Consider the following 17,133-nt stretch of genomic DNA (forward strand, 5'->3'; position numbering starts at 1 on the left):
CCGGCTCCCACAGGGTAATACGGTCAACTGTGGGAGCCGGGCTTGCCCGCGATGGCGGCGGTGCATGTACCACAGAATTGAGATGTAAACCGAATCACATAGCAGGGGTTTTCAGGCCGTTTTAACGGCCTTTTTTTTCACCTGGGATTTGATAGTTTTTATATGCGTTTAAGGAATAAATACATGAAAAAATAAGATTTAAAGATATATGAATCTGCTGATAAGGTCTGTTCCATCTTGGCGCCATCGCCACACAGCGAACCGCCGACACCTGCTCAAGGAATTCCTGCATGTTGGTCGTAACACTTGGAGGCAGTCCCAGCCAGCGTTCCCGCTCCGGGGTGTTGCTGGATAAAACCCGTCAGTGGTTGCAAGACAAAGGCGTAGAAGTGGTGAGTTACCAGATACGGGACTTCCCGGCTGAAGACTTGCTGCATGCGCGCTTCGACAGCCCCAAGGTCATCGACCTGCTGCAACAAGTGGCTAACGCTGATGGCCTGGTGATCGCTACGCCGGTCTACAAGGCTTCGTTTTCCGGAGCGCTGAAAACCGTGCTGGACCTGCTGCCCGAACGCGCACTGGCCCACAAGATCGTATTGCCGATGGCCACCGGTGGCAGCATCGCCCACATGCTGGCGGTGGACTACGCCCTGAAGCCGGTGCTGTCGGCGCTGAAGGCCCAGGAGTTGCTCCACGGCATCTTCGCCGAAGACAGCCAGATCGCGTACGGCGAAGGCAGCGCTCAGGCGCAACTGGTGCCGGTACTTGAACACCGTTTGCACGAGGCCCTGGAAACGCTGTATGGCGCCATGGCCCGTCGCCCGAAACCGCTGGACCCTCATGTGTTGAATGAACGTTTGTTGAGTGCTCGCTGGAGCATTTAAGCCACACCGAAATGTAAAAAACTCACCTTACTCAGCCGCCAACGGCCAAGCAGGTGCAGCCAACCCCCTGAACGCACTATTTGGAGAGAGCGCCATGCGCACTGTCATCTTGCGTCGTGGTCTGGTCGCACTGTTTGCTGCGGCTGTGTCCTTCGGCGCCATTGTTCAAGCCCAAGCCGCCGAGACCCTGCGGATCGGTTATCAGAAGTACGGCACGCTGGTGCTGCTCAAAGCCAAGGGCACCTTGGAGAAACGCCTGGCTGCCCAAGGCGTGAACGTGCAGTGGACCGAGTTTCCTGGCGGCCCGCAATTGCTGGAAGGCCTGAACGTCGGCTCCATCGACTTCGGTGTGACTGGCGAAACCCCACCGGTCTTCGCTCAGGCCGCTGGCGCCGATTTGCTCTACGTGGCCTACGAGCCACCCGCGCCGACCAGCGAAGCGATCCTGGTGCCGAAAGATTCGCCGATCAAATCCGTGGCCGAGCTCAAGGGCAAGAAAATCGTCCTGAACAAAGGCTCCAACGTGCATTACCTGCTGGTACGTGCCCTGGAAGACGCCGGCCTGAAATACAACGACGTGCAGACCGTGTTCCTGCCGCCCGCCGATGCGCGTGCCGCCTTCGAGCGTGGCAGCGTGGACGCCTGGGTCATCTGGGACCCGTACCAGGCCGCCGCCGAGAAACAACTGCAAGCCCGCACTCTGCGTGACGGTACTGGCATTGCCGACAACCACCAGTTTTATCTCGCGACCAAGCCTTACGCTGAAAAACACCCTGAAGTGGTCAAGGCGCTGATCGAAGAAGTGCGCGCCGTGGGCGAGTGGTCCAAGGCCAACCCGCAGGAAGTGACTGAACAAGTTGCCCCGCTGCTCGGCCTGCCGGCTGACATCACCCTGACCTCGGTGAAACGCCAAGGCTACGGCGCGCTGTTCCTGACCCCGGAAGTGGTCGCCGCCCAGCAGAAAATCGCCGACAGCTTCTACCAGCTCAAATTGATCCCAAAACCCTTGAACATCAAGGACGTGATCTGGACACCCCCCGCCGCCGTTGCCAAAGCGCCGTAATCCGACTTCTTCAGGAGACAACTCCATGAGCCTCAATATTTTCTGGTTCCTGCCTACCCACGGCGACGGCCATTACCTTGGCACCGCCGAAGGCGCTCGCGCCGTTGACCACGGTTACCTGCAGCAAGTGGCCCAAGCCGCTGACCGTCTGGGTTTCGGCGGGGTGCTGATCCCTACCGGTCGCTCCTGCGAAGACTCGTGGCTGGTGGCCGCCTCACTGATCCCGGTGACCCAGCGCCTGAAATTCCTGGTCGCCCTGCGCCCCGGGATTATTTCGCCGACGGTGGCGGCGCGTCAGGCTGCGACCCTGGATCGTCTGTCCGGCGGGCGTGCCTTGTTCAACCTGGTCACCGGCGGTGACCCGGAAGAATTGGCCGGTGACGGCTTGTTCCTCAGTCATGAAGAGCGTTACCAGGCCTCGGTGGAATTTACCCGCATCTGGCGCCGTGTGCTGGAAGGCGAAACCGTGGACTACGACGGCGAACACATCAGCGTCAAAGGCGCCAAGCTGCTGTATCCGCCGATCCAGCAACCGCGTCCGCCACTGTACTTTGGCGGTTCCTCCGAGGCGGCCCAGGACCTGGCGGCCGAGCAGGTGGAGATGGTGCTGACGTGGGGTGAGCCACCGGCAGCGGTTGCGGAAAAAATCGAACAGGTTCGCGCCAAGGCCGCGAAGCTTGGGCGCACCGTGCGTTTCGGCATTCGTTTGCATGTGATCGTGCGTGAAACCAACGACGAAGCGTGGAAAGCCGCCGACAAACTGATCTCCCACCTGGACGATGACACCATCGCCCGTGCCCAGGCTTCCCTGGCGCGGTTCGATTCCGTCGGCCAGCAACGTATGGCGGCGCTGCATGGTGGCAACCGCGACAACCTCGAAGTCAGCCCCAACCTGTGGGCCGGCGTCGGCCTGGTGCGTGGCGGCGCAGGCACCGCGCTGGTGGGCGATGGCCCCACCGTGGCGGAACGCGTGAAGGAATACGCCGCGCTGGGCATCGACACTTTTATCTTCTCCGGTTATCCACACCTGGAAGAGTCATATCGCGTCGCGGAACTGCTGTTCCCCCACCTGGATATCGAACGTCCCGAGTTGCCGAAAAGCGCCGGCTACGTCAGCCCGTTCGGCGAAATGGTCGCCAACGACATCCTTCCCAAAGCTGCGTCGGCGAGCTGAGGCAGCCCATGAACTATGAAAAATTGAGCCATCGGATAGCGCCCTGGGTACTCCCGATTTTGTTACTCGCGGTGTGGCAGTTGTCGGTCTCGGCGGGTTGGTTGTCGACGCGCATTCTGCCAGCGCCGAGTGCCGTAATCGCAGCCGGTGTCCACTTGGTCGCCAGTGGCGAAATCTGGACTCACCTAGCCATCAGTGGCTGGCGTGCGGGTTTGGGCTTCGTGATTGGTGGCAGCATCGGCCTGGCCCTGGGCTTTATCACCGGCCTGTCGAAGTGGGGCGAACGCCTGCTGGACAGCTCGGTGCAGATGATCCGCAACGTGCCGCATTTGGCGCTGATTCCGCTGGTGATCCTGTGGTTCGGCATTGATGAGACTGCGAAGATTTTCCTGGTCGCCCTCGGCACGCTGTTTCCGATTTACCTCAACACCTACCACGGCATTCGCAACGTCGACCCGGCGCTGGTGGAAATGTCGCGCAGCTACGGCTTGTCCGGGTTCAGCCTGTTCCGGCAGGTGATCCTGCCGGGCGCGCTGCCATCGATTTTGGTGGGCGTGCGCTTTGCCCTGGGTTTCATGTGGCTGACGCTGATCGTGGCAGAAACCATCTCCGCCAGCTCCGGTATTGGCTACCTGGCGATGAACGCCCGCGAATTCCTGCAAACCGATGTGGTGGTACTGGCCATCGTCATGTACGCGATCCTCGGCAAGCTCGCGGACCTGGCGGCTCGCGGCCTGGAACGTGTGTGGCTGCGCTGGCACCCGGCGTATCAAGTGAATAAAGGAGGTGCGGCATGACAGCTCAACAACCCCCGCGCCTGCTCAAGGGCATTCCCCTTGCAGTACGCAAACTGCGCAAGGCCTTTGGCGCGCGCGAAGTGCTCAAGGATATCGACCTGCACATCCCCGCCGGTCAATTCGTTGCGGTGGTCGGGCGCAGCGGTTGCGGCAAAAGTACTTTGCTGCGCCTGCTGGCCGGCCTGGATAAAGCCAGCGGCGGCGAACTGCTGGCCGGTTCCGCGCCGCTCAGTGAAGCGATTGAAGACACGCGGTTGATGTTCCAGGAAGCGCGTCTGCTGCCGTGGAAAAAGATCATCGACAACGTCGGCCTGGGCCTTAAAGGCAACTGGCGCCCCAAAGCGTTGGAAGCCCTGGAAGCGGTCGGCCTGGCTGAGCGCGCCAATGAATGGCCGGCGGCGCTGTCCGGCGGGCAGAAGCAACGCGTGGCGCTGGCCCGTGCGCTGATCCACCAACCGCGCTTGTTGCTGCTGGATGAGCCGTTGGGTGCGCTGGATGCCTTGACCCGTATCGAGATGCAGCAACTGATCGAAAACCTGTGGCAGAAGCACGGTTTCACCGTGTTGCTGGTCACCCACGACGTCAGCGAAGCCGTGGCGATTGCCGACCGGGTGATCCTGATCGAGGACGGTGAAATCGGCTTGGACCTGATCGTCGACCTGCCACGCCCACGGGCCCGCGGCTCACACCGCCTGGCCGCACTGGAAGCTGAAGTGCTCAACCGTGTGTTGTCCCTGCCGGGGTCGCCGCCGGAACCCGAACCTGTTTCACCGCTGCCTACGCAACTGCGCTGGGCTCAATAAACGAAGGAAGAACATCATGACTATTAAAGCCATCAACGTGCGTAACCAGTTCAAAGGCACCATCAAGGAAATCGTCGAAGGCGACGTGCTGTCGGAAATCGATGTGCAGACTGCATCCGGCATCGTGACGTCCGTGATCACCACCCGCTCGGTCAAAGAGCTGGAGCTGGTGATTGGCAGCGAAGTGATTGCCTTTGTGAAATCCACCGAGGTGTCGATCGCCAAGTTGTGATCGTTCTTGAGGTCGCCATCGGGGGCAAGCCCCCTCCCACATTTGATAGGCGGCGCGGTCAACATGTGGGAGGGGGCTTGCCCCCGATGAGGCCATCCCTGTCACCCAAGAAATCAGCGCTTGGGCAGATAGGCCGGCAAATACAGCCCCACATACGCATCAAACACCCGCATCCCTTCATCCGCCATGCGCGGCGTGATCAGCCCATGCTGATGCACCGAGCGCGCATACACGCGGTCGCTCAGTTCCAACGCCAGGGCAAACACGTCTACATCGCTGGGCAGTGTCGGCACTTCGAAGTGGCGATTGAACACTTCCAGCATCAGGTTTCCCAACTCCAGATCATGCTGGCGATCCGCCTGGGTCACTTCAGTAAGCCCATGTTGGGCCAGGATCAACTGGCGTGCAGCGGCATCCTGGTCGTAGATGGCGAGCATGCGTTGCTCGACAATGCAGGACAGGTCGCGCCAGTGCTTGAGTGAGTCGTGCTCAATTGGCGCCTGGATCGCAGCCCGGAAGGCCGCGTGGACGTCTGCCGTGAGTGCCTCCAGCAAGGCCGGTACGCTGGCGAAGAAGTGATACACCGACGACGGTGGAATCTGCGCACGCTCGGCCACGCTGTAGATCGACAAACCCGCCACGCCTTCGGCGGCCAGCAAAGTGCGGGCGGCGTCGAGGATCGCGTCGATCCGGGCCTGGCTGCGGGCGCGGGGTTTGCGAGGGGCGGCGGGGCGGGTGGTCATGGAGGTCTCCTACAAGGCAGGGGGCATTGTACGCAGAGCCTGAGGATGATCCATACCTAGCGCGAGGGCTTTTATGGTGAGCGGGCTTGCTGTGGTGAGCGGGCTTGCCCCGCGCTGGGCTGCGAAGCGGCCCCAATAAAAACGCCGCATTCTGTCAGGCAGAATGCGGCGTCTGTTTTTAGGGCGGCTTCGCCACCCAGCGCGGGGCAAGCCCGCTCACCACAGCAAGCCTGCCCACCACATTACGGCAGCAACCACTTACACGGTATGCAAGTACCAGTTGTACTCAAGGTCGGAGATGGAGTGTTCGAACTCTTCCAGCTCACTTTCCTTACAGGCGACGAAGATATCGATGTATTTAGGATCGATGTACTTGGCCATCACCTCGCTGTCGTCCAACTCGCGCAATGCATCGCGCAGGTTGTTCGGCAGGCTTTGCTCGTTTTGCTCGTAGCTGTTGCCTTCCACCGGTGCATTAGGCTCGATCTTGTTGGTCAGGCCGTGGTGCACGCCTGCCAGGACCGAAGCCATCAGCAAGTAAGGGTTGGCGTCGGCGCCGGCCACACGGTGTTCGATACGTACGGCATCGGACGAGCCAGTCGGTACGCGGATCGCCACGGTGCGGTTATCCAGGCCCCAGCACGGCGAGTTCGGCACGTAGAACTGTGCGCCGAAACGACGGTAGGAGTTGACGTTGGGGCACAGGAACGCCATTTGGGCGGGCAGGGTCTCGAGCACACCGCCGATCGCGTGACGCAATGCGGCGTTCTGCTCGGGATCCTCGCTGGCAAAGATGTTCCTGCCGTCCTTGTCCAGAATGGAGATGTGTACGTGCAAACCGTTGCCTGCCTGGCCTGGGTAAGGCTTGGCCATGAAGGTGGTGTCCATCTCATGGTCGTAGGCGATGTTCTTGATCAGGCGCTTGAGCAGTACCGCGTAGTCGCAAGCCTTGATCGGGTCGGCCACGTGGTGCAGGTTCACTTCGAACTGCGCCGGGGCACTTTCCTTGACGATGGCGTCGGCCGGGATGCCTTGCTCTTTGGCACCTTCCAGAATGTCCTGGAGGCAGTCGACGTATTCGTCGAGGTCGTCGATCAGGTAGACCTGTGTCGAATGCGGGCGTTTGCCGGAGATCGGCGAGCGGGGCGGTTGTGGGCGGCCGTTCACGTTCTCCTGGTCGATCAGGTAGAACTCAAGTTCGAAGGCAGCGCAGATGGTCAGACCGAGGTCGTCGAATTTGGTTACAACTTGGCGGAGCACTTCGCGCGGATCGGCGAAGAAAGGTTCACCTTCAAGTTCGTGCATGGTCATCAGCAGTTGCGCGGTGGGGCGCTTTTGCCAGGGTTCATTGCACAGGGTATCGGGGATCGGATAACAGATTCGGTCAGCATCACCGATGTCCAGACCCAGGCCGGTGCTTTCCACCGTCGAGCCGTTGATATCCAGGGCAAATAAAGAGGCAGGCAGGTTAATGCCCTTCTCGTAAACCTTGTGGAGGCTGGTGCGTTCGATGCGCTTGCCGCGCACCACACCATTCATATCCGCAATTAGAAGGTCTACGTACAGAACCTCAGGATGATCCTTAAGGAACGCGTTCGCTTCGTTAAGCTGAACGGCACGCGGGGGTACCGACATGATGCAACACCTTTGTTGTTAAAAATATCAATCATTGATCTTTTCTGGTTTCAGTCAACCCGAACGGCATGCCGAAGTCAAGCGAGGCCTTTTTTGCCCTAAAAAAGCGCTGCGATGGCTTTTTTGGGGCTTTTTGGGGCGGTTTTTTGGGTTTGAAGGTCTTGGGACTAGCAGGCTTGAGCGGCCCGTGTTGTATTTTTTACGGGGGTGTTGTGTAAAAAAATGAACAAGGCTAAGCTCGATTCAAACCCATAACAGCAATAATACCGGGGTGCTTCATGTTTCACCTGCCGCCCAACGGCGTCTTGGCCTGCTTCAGCCAGGCTGTGTCATCCGTCCATTCCTCCCGCGTGAATGCCCGCGCACCGGCCAATATTCTTGACGCCCGGGCCAGCCTCTTTTTTGCCTCCTCATTTGCCACCGAACGGCATGCGCCCCGCATGCTGCTCAAGATTGCGCACAACTTTGGCGTGAGGAATGCAACGCAGCAGCAAATGGCAGGTAAGCTCCTACCCTGAATGAAAAAACGACGCGGATGCTGCGTCAACCAACGCCTGGCCTTTAATGGATGCCAGGAAACCCAGCCCAGAGGCATTTATGAGTAACAACCTCGACCAGCTCACCGATTGGTTGAAAGACCACAAGATCACAGAAGTCGAATGCATGATTGGCGACCTCACCGGTATCACCCGGGGCAAGATCTCGCCGACCAACAAGTTCATCGCCGAAAAAGGCATGCGCCTGCCCGAGAGCGTGCTGTTGCAGACCGTGACCGGCGACTATGTCGAAGACGACATCTATTACGAATTGCTCGACCCGGCCGACATCGACATGATCTGCCGCCCTGACCAGAACGCTGTGTACCTGGTGCCCTGGGCCATCGAGCCCACCGCCCAGGTGATCCACGACACCTACGACAAGCAAGGCAACCCGATCGAGCTGTCGCCGCGCAACGTACTCAAGAAAGTCCTCAAGCTCTACGCCGACAGGGGCTGGCAGCCCATCGTGGCGCCGGAGATGGAGTTCTACCTGACCAAGCGCTGCGAAGACCCGGACTTCCCGCTGCAACCGCCGATTGGTCGTTCCGGTCGCCCGGAAACCGGTCGTCAGTCCTTCTCTATAGAAGCGGCCAACGAATTCGACCCGTTGTTCGAAGACGTCTACGACTGGTGCGAACTGCAGGAGCTGGACCTCGACACCCTGATCCACGAAGACGGCACCGCGCAGATGGAAATCAACTTCCGTCACGGCGATGCGCTGTCCCTGGCCGACCAGATCCTGGTGTTCAAGCGCACCATGCGTGAAGCCGCGCTCAAGCACAACGTGGCCGCCACCTTCATGGCCAAGCCCATGACCGGCGAGCCCGGCAGCGCGATGCACCTGCACCAGAGCATCATCGACATCGCCACCGGCAAGAACGTCTTCTCCAATGAAGACGGGACCATGAGCCAGCTGTTCCTCAACCACATTGGCGGCCTGCAGAAATTCATCCCTGAATTGCTGCCGCTGTTTGCCCCCAATGTGAACTCGTTCCGCCGCTTCCTGCCCGACACCTCGGCGCCGGTGAACGTGGAGTGGGGCGAAGAAAACCGCACCGTGGGCTTGCGTGTTCCGGATGCCGGCCCGCAGAACCGCCGTGTGGAAAACCGCCTGCCAGGTGCCGATGCCAACCCGTACCTGGCGATTGCCGCCAGCCTGCTGTGTGGCTACATCGGCATGGTCGAAGGCCACAACCCGAGCGCGCCGGTGGTTGGCCGTGGTTACGAGCGACGCAACCTGCGCCTGCCGTTGACCATCGAAGACGCCCTGGAACGCATGGAAAACAGCAAGACCATCGAGAAATACCTGGGTCAAAAATTCATCACGGGCTACGTCGCGGTCAAGCGGGCCGAGCATGAAAACTTCAAGCGCGTGATCAGTTCGTGGGAGCGGGAATTCCTGCTCTTCGCCGTCTGATGCGCCGGGCGCGCCCTTTAAACGGCGCGCCCTTCACTGAAAAGTCTAGGAGATTGGTATGTCCAGCAACAACCCGCAAACCCGTGAATGGCAAGCCTTGAGCAGTGATCACCACCTGGCGCCGTTCAGCGACTTCAAGCAATTGAAAGAGAAAGGCCCGCGCATCATTACCAAAGCCCACGGCGTTTACCTGTGGGACAGCGAAGGCAACAAGATCCTCGACGGCATGGCCGGCCTGTGGTGCGTGGCGATCGGTTACGGTCGCGATGAACTGGCTGACGCCGCTGCCAAGCAGATGAAAGAACTGCCGTACTACAACCTGTTCTTCCAGACCGCTCACCCCCCGGTGCTGGAACTGGCCAAGGCCATTTCCGACATCGCGCCTGCCGGCATGAACCACGTGTTCTTCACCGGTTCCGGCTCCGAAGGCAACGACACCATGTTGCGCATGGTTCGCCACTACTGGGCGATCAAGGGCCAGCCAAACAAGAAAACCATCATCAGCCGCAAGAATGGTTACCACGGCTCCACCGTGGCCGGCGCCAGCCTGGGCGGCATGACGTATATGCATGAGCAGGGCGACTTGCCGATCCCTGGCATCACCCACATCGCCCAGCCTTACTGGTTTGGCGAAGGCGGCGACATGAGCCCCGAAGAATTCGGCGTGTGGGCTGCCAACCAGTTGGAAGAAAAGATTCTGGAGCTGGGCGTGGACAACGTCGGTGCCTTTATTGCCGAGCCGATCCAGGGTGCCGGCGGCGTGATCGTTCCGCCTGCCACCTACTGGCCGCGCATCAAGGAAATTCTCGCCAAGTACGACATCCTGTTTATCGCTGACGAAGTAATCTGCGGTTTCGGTCGCACCGGTGAGTGGTTCGGTAGCGACTTCTACGACCTCAAACCGCACATGATGACCATCGCCAAGGGGCTGACCTCGGGCTACATCCCCATGGGCGGCCTGATCGTGCGCGATGAAGTGGTGGACGTCCTTAACGAAGGCGGTGATTTCAACCACGGCTTCACCTACTCCGGTCACCCGGTGGCGGCGGCAGTGGCGCTGGAAAACATCCGCATCATGCGCGATGAAAAAATCGTTAACCGGGTCCACGACGAAACGGCACCGTATTTGCAGAAACGTCTGAGGGAATTGGCGGATCATCCGCTGGTGGGCGAAGTGCGCGGTGTGGGTATGCTCGGTGCCATCGAACTGGTGCAGGACAAAGCCACCCGCAAGCGTTACGAAGGCAAGGGTGTCGGCATGATCTGCCGCACGTTCTGCTTCGAAAATGGCCTGATCATGCGCGCCGTGGGCGACACCATGATCATTTCGCCACCGCTGGTGATCAGCAAGGCAGAAATCGACGAGCTGGTCACTAAGGCTCGCCAGTGCCTGGACCTGACTTTGGCGGCATTGCAGGGCTAAGTGCTAGGCTCAGAACGCAGCGCCTTCGGGCGCTGCGTCTGAGTGGTTATAAAAATGGGGGCATTGGTTGAAAGCCGGCCCTCGAACTTGCCAGACTGTCGCCCTGTTTTGTTGCCCTTTGGCTGGGCCTCGAAACATATGAAGCTTGTGGCCCAAAAAAGAAAAAATTGGAGCATCACCAAATGAAGGCATTAGGTTTGAAGAACGCTGGCAAGACCCTCCTCGCCTTGTCCCTGATGGGCGCAATGGCGGGCGCGGCCCAGGCCGACGATAAAGTGCTGCACGTCTACAACTGGTCCGACTACATTGCACCGGACACCATCGCCAACTTTGAAAAAGAGTCTGGCATCAAGGTGGTGTACGACGTTTTCGATAGCAACGAAACCCTGGAAGCCAAGTTGCTGGCAGGCAAGTCCGGTTACGACATCGTCGTACCGTCGAACAACTTCCTCGCCAAGCAGATCAAGGCCGGTGTCTACCAGGAGCTGGACAAGTCCAAGCTATCCAACTACGACAACCTGAACAAATCCCTGCTTAAAGCCGTGTCGGTCAGCGACCCGGACAACAAGCACGCCTTCCCGTACATGTGGGGCTCCATCGGCATCGGCTACAACCCGGAGAAGGTCAAGGCCGCGCTGGGCGTGGACAAGATCGATTCGTGGGACGTGCTGCTCAAGCCAGAGAACATCGCCAAGCTGAAAAGCTGCGGCGTGAGCTTCCTCGATTCGCCAACCGAAATGCTGCCGGTGGCGCTGCATTACCTGGGCCTGCCGACCGACACCCAGAAGAAGGCCGACCTCAAGCAGGCTGAAGACCTGTTCCTGAAAATCCGTCCTTCGATCGGCTACTTCCACTCGTCCAAATACATCTCCGACCTGGCCAACGGCAACATCTGCGTGGCCGTGGGTTACTCGGGTGACATCGAACAGGCCAAGTCCCGCGCGGCTGAAGCCGGTGGCAAGGTCAAGGTGGCCTACGATATTCCGAAAGAAGGCGCTGGCAGCTTCTTTGACATGGTCGCCATCCCTAAAGATGCCGAGAACGTCGACGCCGCCTACAAGTTCATGAACTACCTGCTCAAACCGGAAGTCATGGCTGAAATCACCAACAGCGTTCACTTCCCGAACGGTAACGAGAAGGCTACCGCACTGGTCGACAAAGAAATCACCAGCGACCCGGGCATCTACCCGCCAGCGGACGTGCAGGCCAAGCTCTACGCCATTGCTGACCTGCCGGCTGCGACCCAGCGTGAAATGACACGCAGCTGGACCAAGATCAAGTCGGGTAAGTAAGCCCTGAAACCGGTGGAGGGGCAGTTTGACTGCCCCTCTCACAAATTAAATAACAGAAAGTTTTGCCGGATCGGTTTATCGAGGGTAAGTTGCGCGCCGGTTTTGTTGCCGGGCAACAACTTTGGGCCCAACTATTTAAGAGGACCTCCACTTGCCAATTTCTTTATTTCGCAAAGCCATGCTGGTGGGTGCAGGTATCACGCTGACGTTGAGCGTGCAGGCCGCACCGACGGTGCATATTTATAACTGGTCGGATTACATCGGCACCGACACCCTGGCCAACTTCGAAAAGGCCAGCGGCATCAAGCCCGTGTATGACGTGTTTGACTCCAACGAAACCCTGGAAGGCAAGCTGCTGGCCGGGCGTACCGGTTACGATGTGGTGGTGCCGTCCAACCACTTCCTGGGCAAACAGATCAAAGCCGGGGCGTTCCAGAAGCTCGACAAGTCATTGCTGACGAATTACGCCAACCTTGACCCGGCGCTGCTCAAGCGCCTGGAAAAGAACGACCCGGGCAACCAGTACGCCGTGCCGTACCTGTGGGGCACCAATGGCATTGGTTACAACGTCGATAAAGTGAAGGAAGTGCTGGGCGTCGACCATATCGACTCCTGGGCGGTGCTGTTCGAGCCTGAGAACATGAAGAAGCTGGCGACGTGCGGCGTGTCGTTCATGGACTCGGCGGATGAAATGTTGCCGGCAGTGCTCAACTACATGGGCCTGAACCCCAACAGTACGAACCCGGATGACTACAAGAAGGCCGAAGAGAAGCTGCTGAAAGTGCGGCCGTACGTGACCTACTTCCATTCTTCCAAATACATCTCGGACCTGGCCAACGGCAACATCTGTGTGGCGGCGGGTTTCTCCGGTGATGTGTTCCAGGCCAAGGCCCGTGCGGCCGAGGCTGGCAAGGGCGTGAACATCGCCTACGCGATTCCGAAAGAAGGCGGCAACCTGTGGTTCGACGTGCTGGCCATCCCCAAGGATGCCGCCAACGTCAAAGAGGCCCATGCCTTCATCAACTATTTGCTGCAACCTGAGGTGATCGCCCAGGTCAGTGATTACGTCGGTTACGCCAACCCTAACCCTGGGGCGGACAAACTGATGGAGCAATCGATACGCACGGACGAAGCGGTTTACCCACCGCAGGCGGTACTCGACAGGACCTTTGTCAACTTCGAGCTACCCCCGAAAGTGCAACGTTTGATGACCCGTAGCTGGACCAAGGTCAAGACGGGCAAATAAAGCTTTAAAGCTCAAACTATCCTGGGTTCGCCTGCATCGGGCGAACAGCAATTTTGTTGGGAGTTTCGTAAATGGCAGTTGCCTCCGGCGCCTATAAGAAAGCCCTCGAAGGGGACCAGACACCGAAGAAGGTGCTGGTCAAAATCGACCGGGTCACGAAGAAGTTCGACGAGACGATTGCCGTGGACGATGTGTCCCTGGAAATCAAGAAAGGCGAGATCTTCGCCCTGCTCGGCGGTTCGGGTTCGGGCAAGTCCACCTTGCTGCGCATGCTCGCAGGTTTCGAGCGCCCGACTGAAGGGCGCATCTACCTCGACGGCGAAGACATCACTGACATGCCGCCCTACGAGCGGCCGATCAACATGATGTTCCAGTCCTACGCTTTGTTCCCACACATGACCGTGGCGCAGAACATCGCGTTCGGCCTGCAACAGGACAAGATCCCGAAGGCCGAGATCGACGCCCGTGTGGCCGAGATGCTCAAGCTGGTGCAGATGAGCCAGTACGCCAAGCGCAAACCGCACCAGTTATCCGGTGGCCAGCGTCAGCGTGTGGCCCTGGCCCGTTCCCTGGCCAAGCGCCCGAAACTGCTGCTGCTCGATGAGCCTATGGGCGCCCTCGACAAGAAACTGCGTTCGCAGATGCAGCTGGAACTGGTGGAAATCATCGAGCGCGTCGGCGTGACCTGCGTGATGGTGACCCACGACCAGGAAGAGGCCATGACCATGGCCGAGCGCATCGCGATCATGCACCTGGGCTGGATCGCCCAGATCGGCAGCCCGATCGACATCTACGAAACGCCTACCAGCCGCCTGGTGTGCGAGTTCATCGGCAACGTCAACATCTTCGACACCCAGGTGGTAGACGATGCCGAAGGCCATGCGGTGCTCAAGTGCGCTGACCTGGACCGCGACATCTACGTGGGTTACGGCATCGCCACGTCGGTGGAAGACAAGTCGGTGACCTACGCGATTCGCCCGGAAAAACTGCTGGTTACCACCGAAATGCCGACCTGCGAGCACAACTGGTCCAGCGGCAAGGTGCACGACATCGCCTACCTGGGCGGCCACTCGGTGTTCTACGTGGAGCTGCCGAGCGGCAAGCTGGTGCAGTCCTTCGTGGCCAACGCCGAGCGCCGTGGCCAGCGGCCAACCTGGGGTGACCAGGTTTACGTGTGGTGGGAAGACGACAGCGGCGTGGTACTTCGCTCATGAACATGAAGAAGCTCAAGCGCCGCCTGCAACGAATAACGCCCAGTGGCCGTCATGCGGTCATTGGCATTCCCTTCCTGTGGCTGTTCCTGTTCTTCATGCTGCCGTTCTTCATCGTCCTGAAGATCAGTTTTGCCGAAGCCGACGTTGCGATCCCGCCGTACACCGAGATCTACACCTTCGTTGAGCAGAAACTGCAGTTGGTGCTCAACCTGGGCAACTACGCGATGCTCGGCGACGACGAGTTGTACATCGCCGCGTACCTGGGCTCGCTGAAAATGGCGTTCTTCAGCACGCTGCTGTGCCTGCTGATCGGCTATCCGATGGCCTACGCCATTGCCAGTGCGCGCAAAGAGATGCAGACCGTGCTGGTGCTGCTGATCATGATGCCGACCTGGACCGCGATTCTGATCCGCGTCTATGCGTGGATGGGCATCCTCAGCAATAACGGCTTGCTCAATGGCTTCCTGATGTCCATCGGGCTGATCAACGAGCCGCTGCAGATCCTCAACACCAACATTGCGGTGTATATCGGCGTGGTCTATTCGTACTTGCCGTTCATGATCCTGCCGTTGTACGCCAACCTGGTGAAACACGACCAGAGCCTGCTGGAAGCCGCATCCGACCTGGGGTCGAGCACCTTCAACAGTTTCTGGAAGATCACCGTGCCGCTGTCCAAGAACGGCATCATCGCGGGGTGCATGCTGGTGTTCATTCCGGTGGTGGGTGAGTTTGTGATCCCGGAACTGCTGGGCGGCCCGGAAACCCTGATGATCGGTAAAGTGTTGTGGCAAGAATTCTTCAACAACCGTGACTGGCCGGTGGCGTCTGCCCTGGCGGTGGTGATGCTGGCGATCCTGATCGTGCCGATTATCCTGTTCAACCGCAGCCAAGCCAAAGAGATGGAGGGCAAGATATGAAGCGCTTCAGATTCTCCAGCTTTATGCTGGTGGCGGGGTTGTTGTTCATCTACCTGCCGATGCTGATCCTGGTCATCTACTCGTTCAACGAATCCAAGCTGGTGACAGTGTGGGGGGGGTGGTCGATCAAGTGGTACGTGGGCCTGCTGGACAACACCCAGTTGATGGGCTCGGTGGCGCGCTCCCTGGAAATCGCCTGCTACACGGCGGTGGCCGCGGTGGCGCTGGGTACGCTCGCGGCCTTCGTGCTGACGCGCATCAGCCAGTTCAAGGGCCGCACGTTGTTCGGTGGCCTGGTGACTGCGCCGTTGGTCATGCCCGAAGTGATCACCGGTCTTTCGCTGTTGCTGCTGTTTGTGGCCATGGCGCAAATGATCGGCTGGCCACAGGAGCGTGGCATCGTCACCATCTGGATCGCCCACACCACGTTCTGTGCGGCGTATGTGGCGGTGGTGGTGTCAGCGCGACTGCGTGAGCTGGACTTGTCGATCGAAGAAGCGGCGATGGACCTGGGCGCACGGCCGTGGAAGGTGTTCTTCCTGATCACCATCCCGATGATCGCGCCGTCGTTGGCGGCGGGCGGCATGATGTCGTTCGCACTGTCGCTGGATGACCTGGTATTGGCCAGCTTCGTGTCGGGGCCGGGTTCGACCACCTTGCCGATGGAAGTGTTCTCGGCAGTGCGCCTTGGGGTTAAACCCGAGATCAACGCCGTGGCCAGCCTGATCCTGTTGGCGGTGTCGCTGGTGACCTTCCTGGTGTGGTTCTTCAGCCGTCGTGCCGAAGAGCACCGCAAGAAAGCCATCCAGCAAGCCATTGAAGAAGCCGCCGCCGATGGCTGGCAGCAGCCGGACAAGCGTCGGGCACCTGCACCGGTCTGATTGGGTTTACCTGAACAAACCGGATCAAAATGTGGGAGCGGGCTTGCTCGCGAATGCTGAGTGTCAGTCACCAGATGTCTCGACTGGTCCACCGCATTCGCGAGCAAGCCCGCTCCCACATTGGATTGCATTTCAGGTCGATTAGGCAGTCCACGGCGATTGGCGGATGACCTCCACAAAATTCATCGGCTTGAATCCCGGCTCCTGATCCACCAGCACATCCGTCTTCACGTTGCCAAACGTGGTCTGCGGACGATGGCGCAAGCCGTCGGCAAACGCGCAAATGATGCACTCCTTGAACCCTTCACCGCGTGGATGCGCATGCACCACAGCTTCGCGCTGCACGGTGCTGAACGCGGCGTAGTCGATGCCCAGCACGTCCATCTCTACACCGGCGGTTACCAGTGCCACGGTCGGGCGCAAATGCTGCGGTACACCCGGCGTGGTGTGCAGGGCGATGGACAGCCACACCTGTTCGATATCGTCATCGGTCAGCCCATAGGGCTTGAGGAACGCGGCTGCCGCGTTGGCGCCGTCGACTTCAAAGCGCTCGTTGTCACTGCGATGACCTTCCACCAGGCCCAGGTCGTGGAACATCGCGCCGACGTAGAGCAGTTCCGGGTTATAGGCGAGTTGCTTGCGTTCACCGCTCAACGCACCGAACAGGAACACCCGGCGGGAATGGTGGTAGAGCAGGTCGGATTCGACGTCGCGGATATATTCGGTGGTGGCCTTGGCCAGTGCGCTGTCCGGGATCTGGATGCCGGCGATGGTGGTGCTCATGGTCGTTCTCCTCTGGAAAGATTCCAGTCTGGTCTTGTGCCAGCGAAGGGGCCATTGCGGCGAGGGAGCAATCCCGGCCAATGTGGTTGT

At 59.5% G+C, this 17,133-nt stretch carries 17 protein-coding genes; 14 read left to right on the plus strand and 3 right to left on the minus strand.

Translation table 11 applies throughout. From position 1 onward, the window contains the following. Positions 1 to 290: 290 nt before the first annotated feature. The 6 genes from ssuE (at position 291) to WH299_RS27695 (ending at position 4,953) form a co-directional block, all read left to right on the plus strand. Positions 291 to 884 carry an NADPH-dependent FMN reductase gene (ssuE, locus tag WH299_RS27670; RefSeq protein ID WP_015886424.1) on the plus strand — a complete coding sequence of 198 codons (594 nt, stop codon included), beginning with the start codon at positions 291 to 293 and terminating at the stop codon, positions 882 to 884. A 94-nt stretch (positions 885 to 978) separates the two neighbouring features. After that, a complete protein-coding gene (locus tag WH299_RS27675) occupies positions 979 to 1,947 on the plus strand; it encodes a sulfonate ABC transporter substrate-binding protein (RefSeq protein ID WP_339497872.1) in 969 nt (322 codons plus the stop codon). Between the two features lie 25 nt (positions 1,948 to 1,972). Continuing rightward, positions 1,973 to 3,121: an FMNH2-dependent alkanesulfonate monooxygenase gene (gene ssuD / locus WH299_RS27680; protein WP_028618375.1), complete on the plus strand. Its 1,149-nt coding sequence runs from the start codon at positions 1,973 to 1,975 to the stop codon at positions 3,119 to 3,121. A gap of 8 nt (positions 3,122 to 3,129) precedes the next feature. Then, positions 3,130 to 3,918 carry an aliphatic sulfonate ABC transporter permease SsuC gene (gene ssuC, locus WH299_RS27685; protein ID WP_028618374.1) on the plus strand — a complete coding sequence of 263 codons (789 nt, stop codon included), beginning with the start codon at positions 3,130 to 3,132 and terminating at the stop codon, positions 3,916 to 3,918. Then, positions 3,915 to 4,721 carry an aliphatic sulfonates ABC transporter ATP-binding protein gene (gene ssuB / locus WH299_RS27690; RefSeq protein ID WP_016978995.1) on the plus strand — a complete coding sequence of 269 codons (807 nt, stop codon included), beginning with the start codon at positions 3,915 to 3,917 and terminating at the stop codon, positions 4,719 to 4,721. The genes ssuC and ssuB overlap by 4 nt, the downstream gene beginning before the upstream one ends. Before the next feature lie 16 nt (positions 4,722 to 4,737). Continuing rightward, positions 4,738 to 4,953, plus strand: coding sequence for a TOBE domain-containing protein (locus WH299_RS27695; protein WP_003213899.1), 216 nt, complete (start codon positions 4,738 to 4,740; stop codon positions 4,951 to 4,953). A gap of 113 nt (positions 4,954 to 5,066) precedes the next feature. Here the strand turns inward: WH299_RS27695 and WH299_RS27700 are convergent, their stop codons facing one another. Then, positions 5,067 to 5,696: a TetR/AcrR family transcriptional regulator gene (locus WH299_RS27700; RefSeq protein ID WP_122729753.1), complete on the minus strand. Its 630-nt coding sequence runs from the start codon at positions 5,694 to 5,696 to the stop codon at positions 5,067 to 5,069. A gap of 258 nt (positions 5,697 to 5,954) precedes the next feature. Then, complete coding sequence (locus WH299_RS27705) at positions 5,955 to 7,331, minus strand: glutamine synthetase family protein (RefSeq protein ID WP_339551885.1); 1,377 nt, start codon at positions 7,329 to 7,331, stop codon at positions 5,955 to 5,957. 278 nt (positions 7,332 to 7,609) lie between these two features. Between WH299_RS27705 and WH299_RS27710 the strand changes: the two genes are divergently transcribed. The 8 genes from WH299_RS27710 (at position 7,610) to WH299_RS27745 (ending at position 16,260) form a co-directional block, all read left to right on the plus strand. After that, positions 7,610 to 7,849 (plus strand): hypothetical protein, encoded by a 240-nt coding sequence (locus WH299_RS27710; RefSeq protein ID WP_122729751.1) that lies wholly within the window; start codon positions 7,610 to 7,612, stop codon positions 7,847 to 7,849. Positions 7,850 to 7,928: 79 nt separating this feature from the next. Beyond that, positions 7,929 to 9,287 (plus strand): glutamine synthetase family protein, encoded by a 1,359-nt coding sequence (locus WH299_RS27715; protein ID WP_028618371.1) that lies wholly within the window; start codon positions 7,929 to 7,931, stop codon positions 9,285 to 9,287. 58 nt (positions 9,288 to 9,345) lie between these two features. Beyond that, complete coding sequence (locus tag WH299_RS27720; RefSeq protein WP_016978998.1) at positions 9,346 to 10,710, plus strand: aspartate aminotransferase family protein; 1,365 nt, start codon at positions 9,346 to 9,348, stop codon at positions 10,708 to 10,710. Positions 10,711 to 10,907: 197 nt separating this feature from the next. Beyond that, on the plus strand, positions 10,908 to 12,002 hold the full coding sequence (locus WH299_RS27725) for a polyamine ABC transporter substrate-binding protein (protein ID WP_028618369.1): 1,095 nt from the start codon (positions 10,908 to 10,910) through the stop codon (positions 12,000 to 12,002). A 151-nt stretch (positions 12,003 to 12,153) separates the two neighbouring features. After that, positions 12,154 to 13,248: a polyamine ABC transporter substrate-binding protein gene (locus WH299_RS27730; RefSeq protein WP_122729749.1), complete on the plus strand. Its 1,095-nt coding sequence runs from the start codon at positions 12,154 to 12,156 to the stop codon at positions 13,246 to 13,248. 71 nt (positions 13,249 to 13,319) lie between these two features. After that, positions 13,320 to 14,462, plus strand: a complete 1,143-nt coding sequence (locus tag WH299_RS27735) for an ABC transporter ATP-binding protein (protein WP_016973037.1) — start codon at positions 13,320 to 13,322, stop codon at positions 14,460 to 14,462. Next, positions 14,459 to 15,379 carry an ABC transporter permease subunit gene (locus WH299_RS27740; RefSeq protein WP_016979002.1) on the plus strand — a complete coding sequence of 307 codons (921 nt, stop codon included), beginning with the start codon at positions 14,459 to 14,461 and terminating at the stop codon, positions 15,377 to 15,379. Before WH299_RS27735 ends, WH299_RS27740 begins: the two co-directional genes overlap by 4 nt. Then, positions 15,376 to 16,260, plus strand: coding sequence for an ABC transporter permease subunit (locus WH299_RS27745; protein ID WP_003195236.1), 885 nt, complete (start codon positions 15,376 to 15,378; stop codon positions 16,258 to 16,260). Before WH299_RS27740 ends, WH299_RS27745 begins: the two co-directional genes overlap by 4 nt. Positions 16,261 to 16,401: 141 nt before the next feature. Here the strand turns inward: WH299_RS27745 and WH299_RS27750 are convergent, their stop codons facing one another. Next, positions 16,402 to 17,043, minus strand: coding sequence for an HD domain-containing protein (locus WH299_RS27750; protein WP_078050620.1), 642 nt, complete (start codon positions 17,041 to 17,043; stop codon positions 16,402 to 16,404). Between the last annotated feature and the right edge of the window lie 90 nt (positions 17,044 to 17,133).

It is taken from the genome of Pseudomonas sp. MYb541 (assembly GCF_037479595.1).
In the GTDB taxonomy this organism is placed as follows: Bacteria; Pseudomonadota; Gammaproteobacteria; order Pseudomonadales; family Pseudomonadaceae; genus Aquipseudomonas; species Aquipseudomonas canadensis.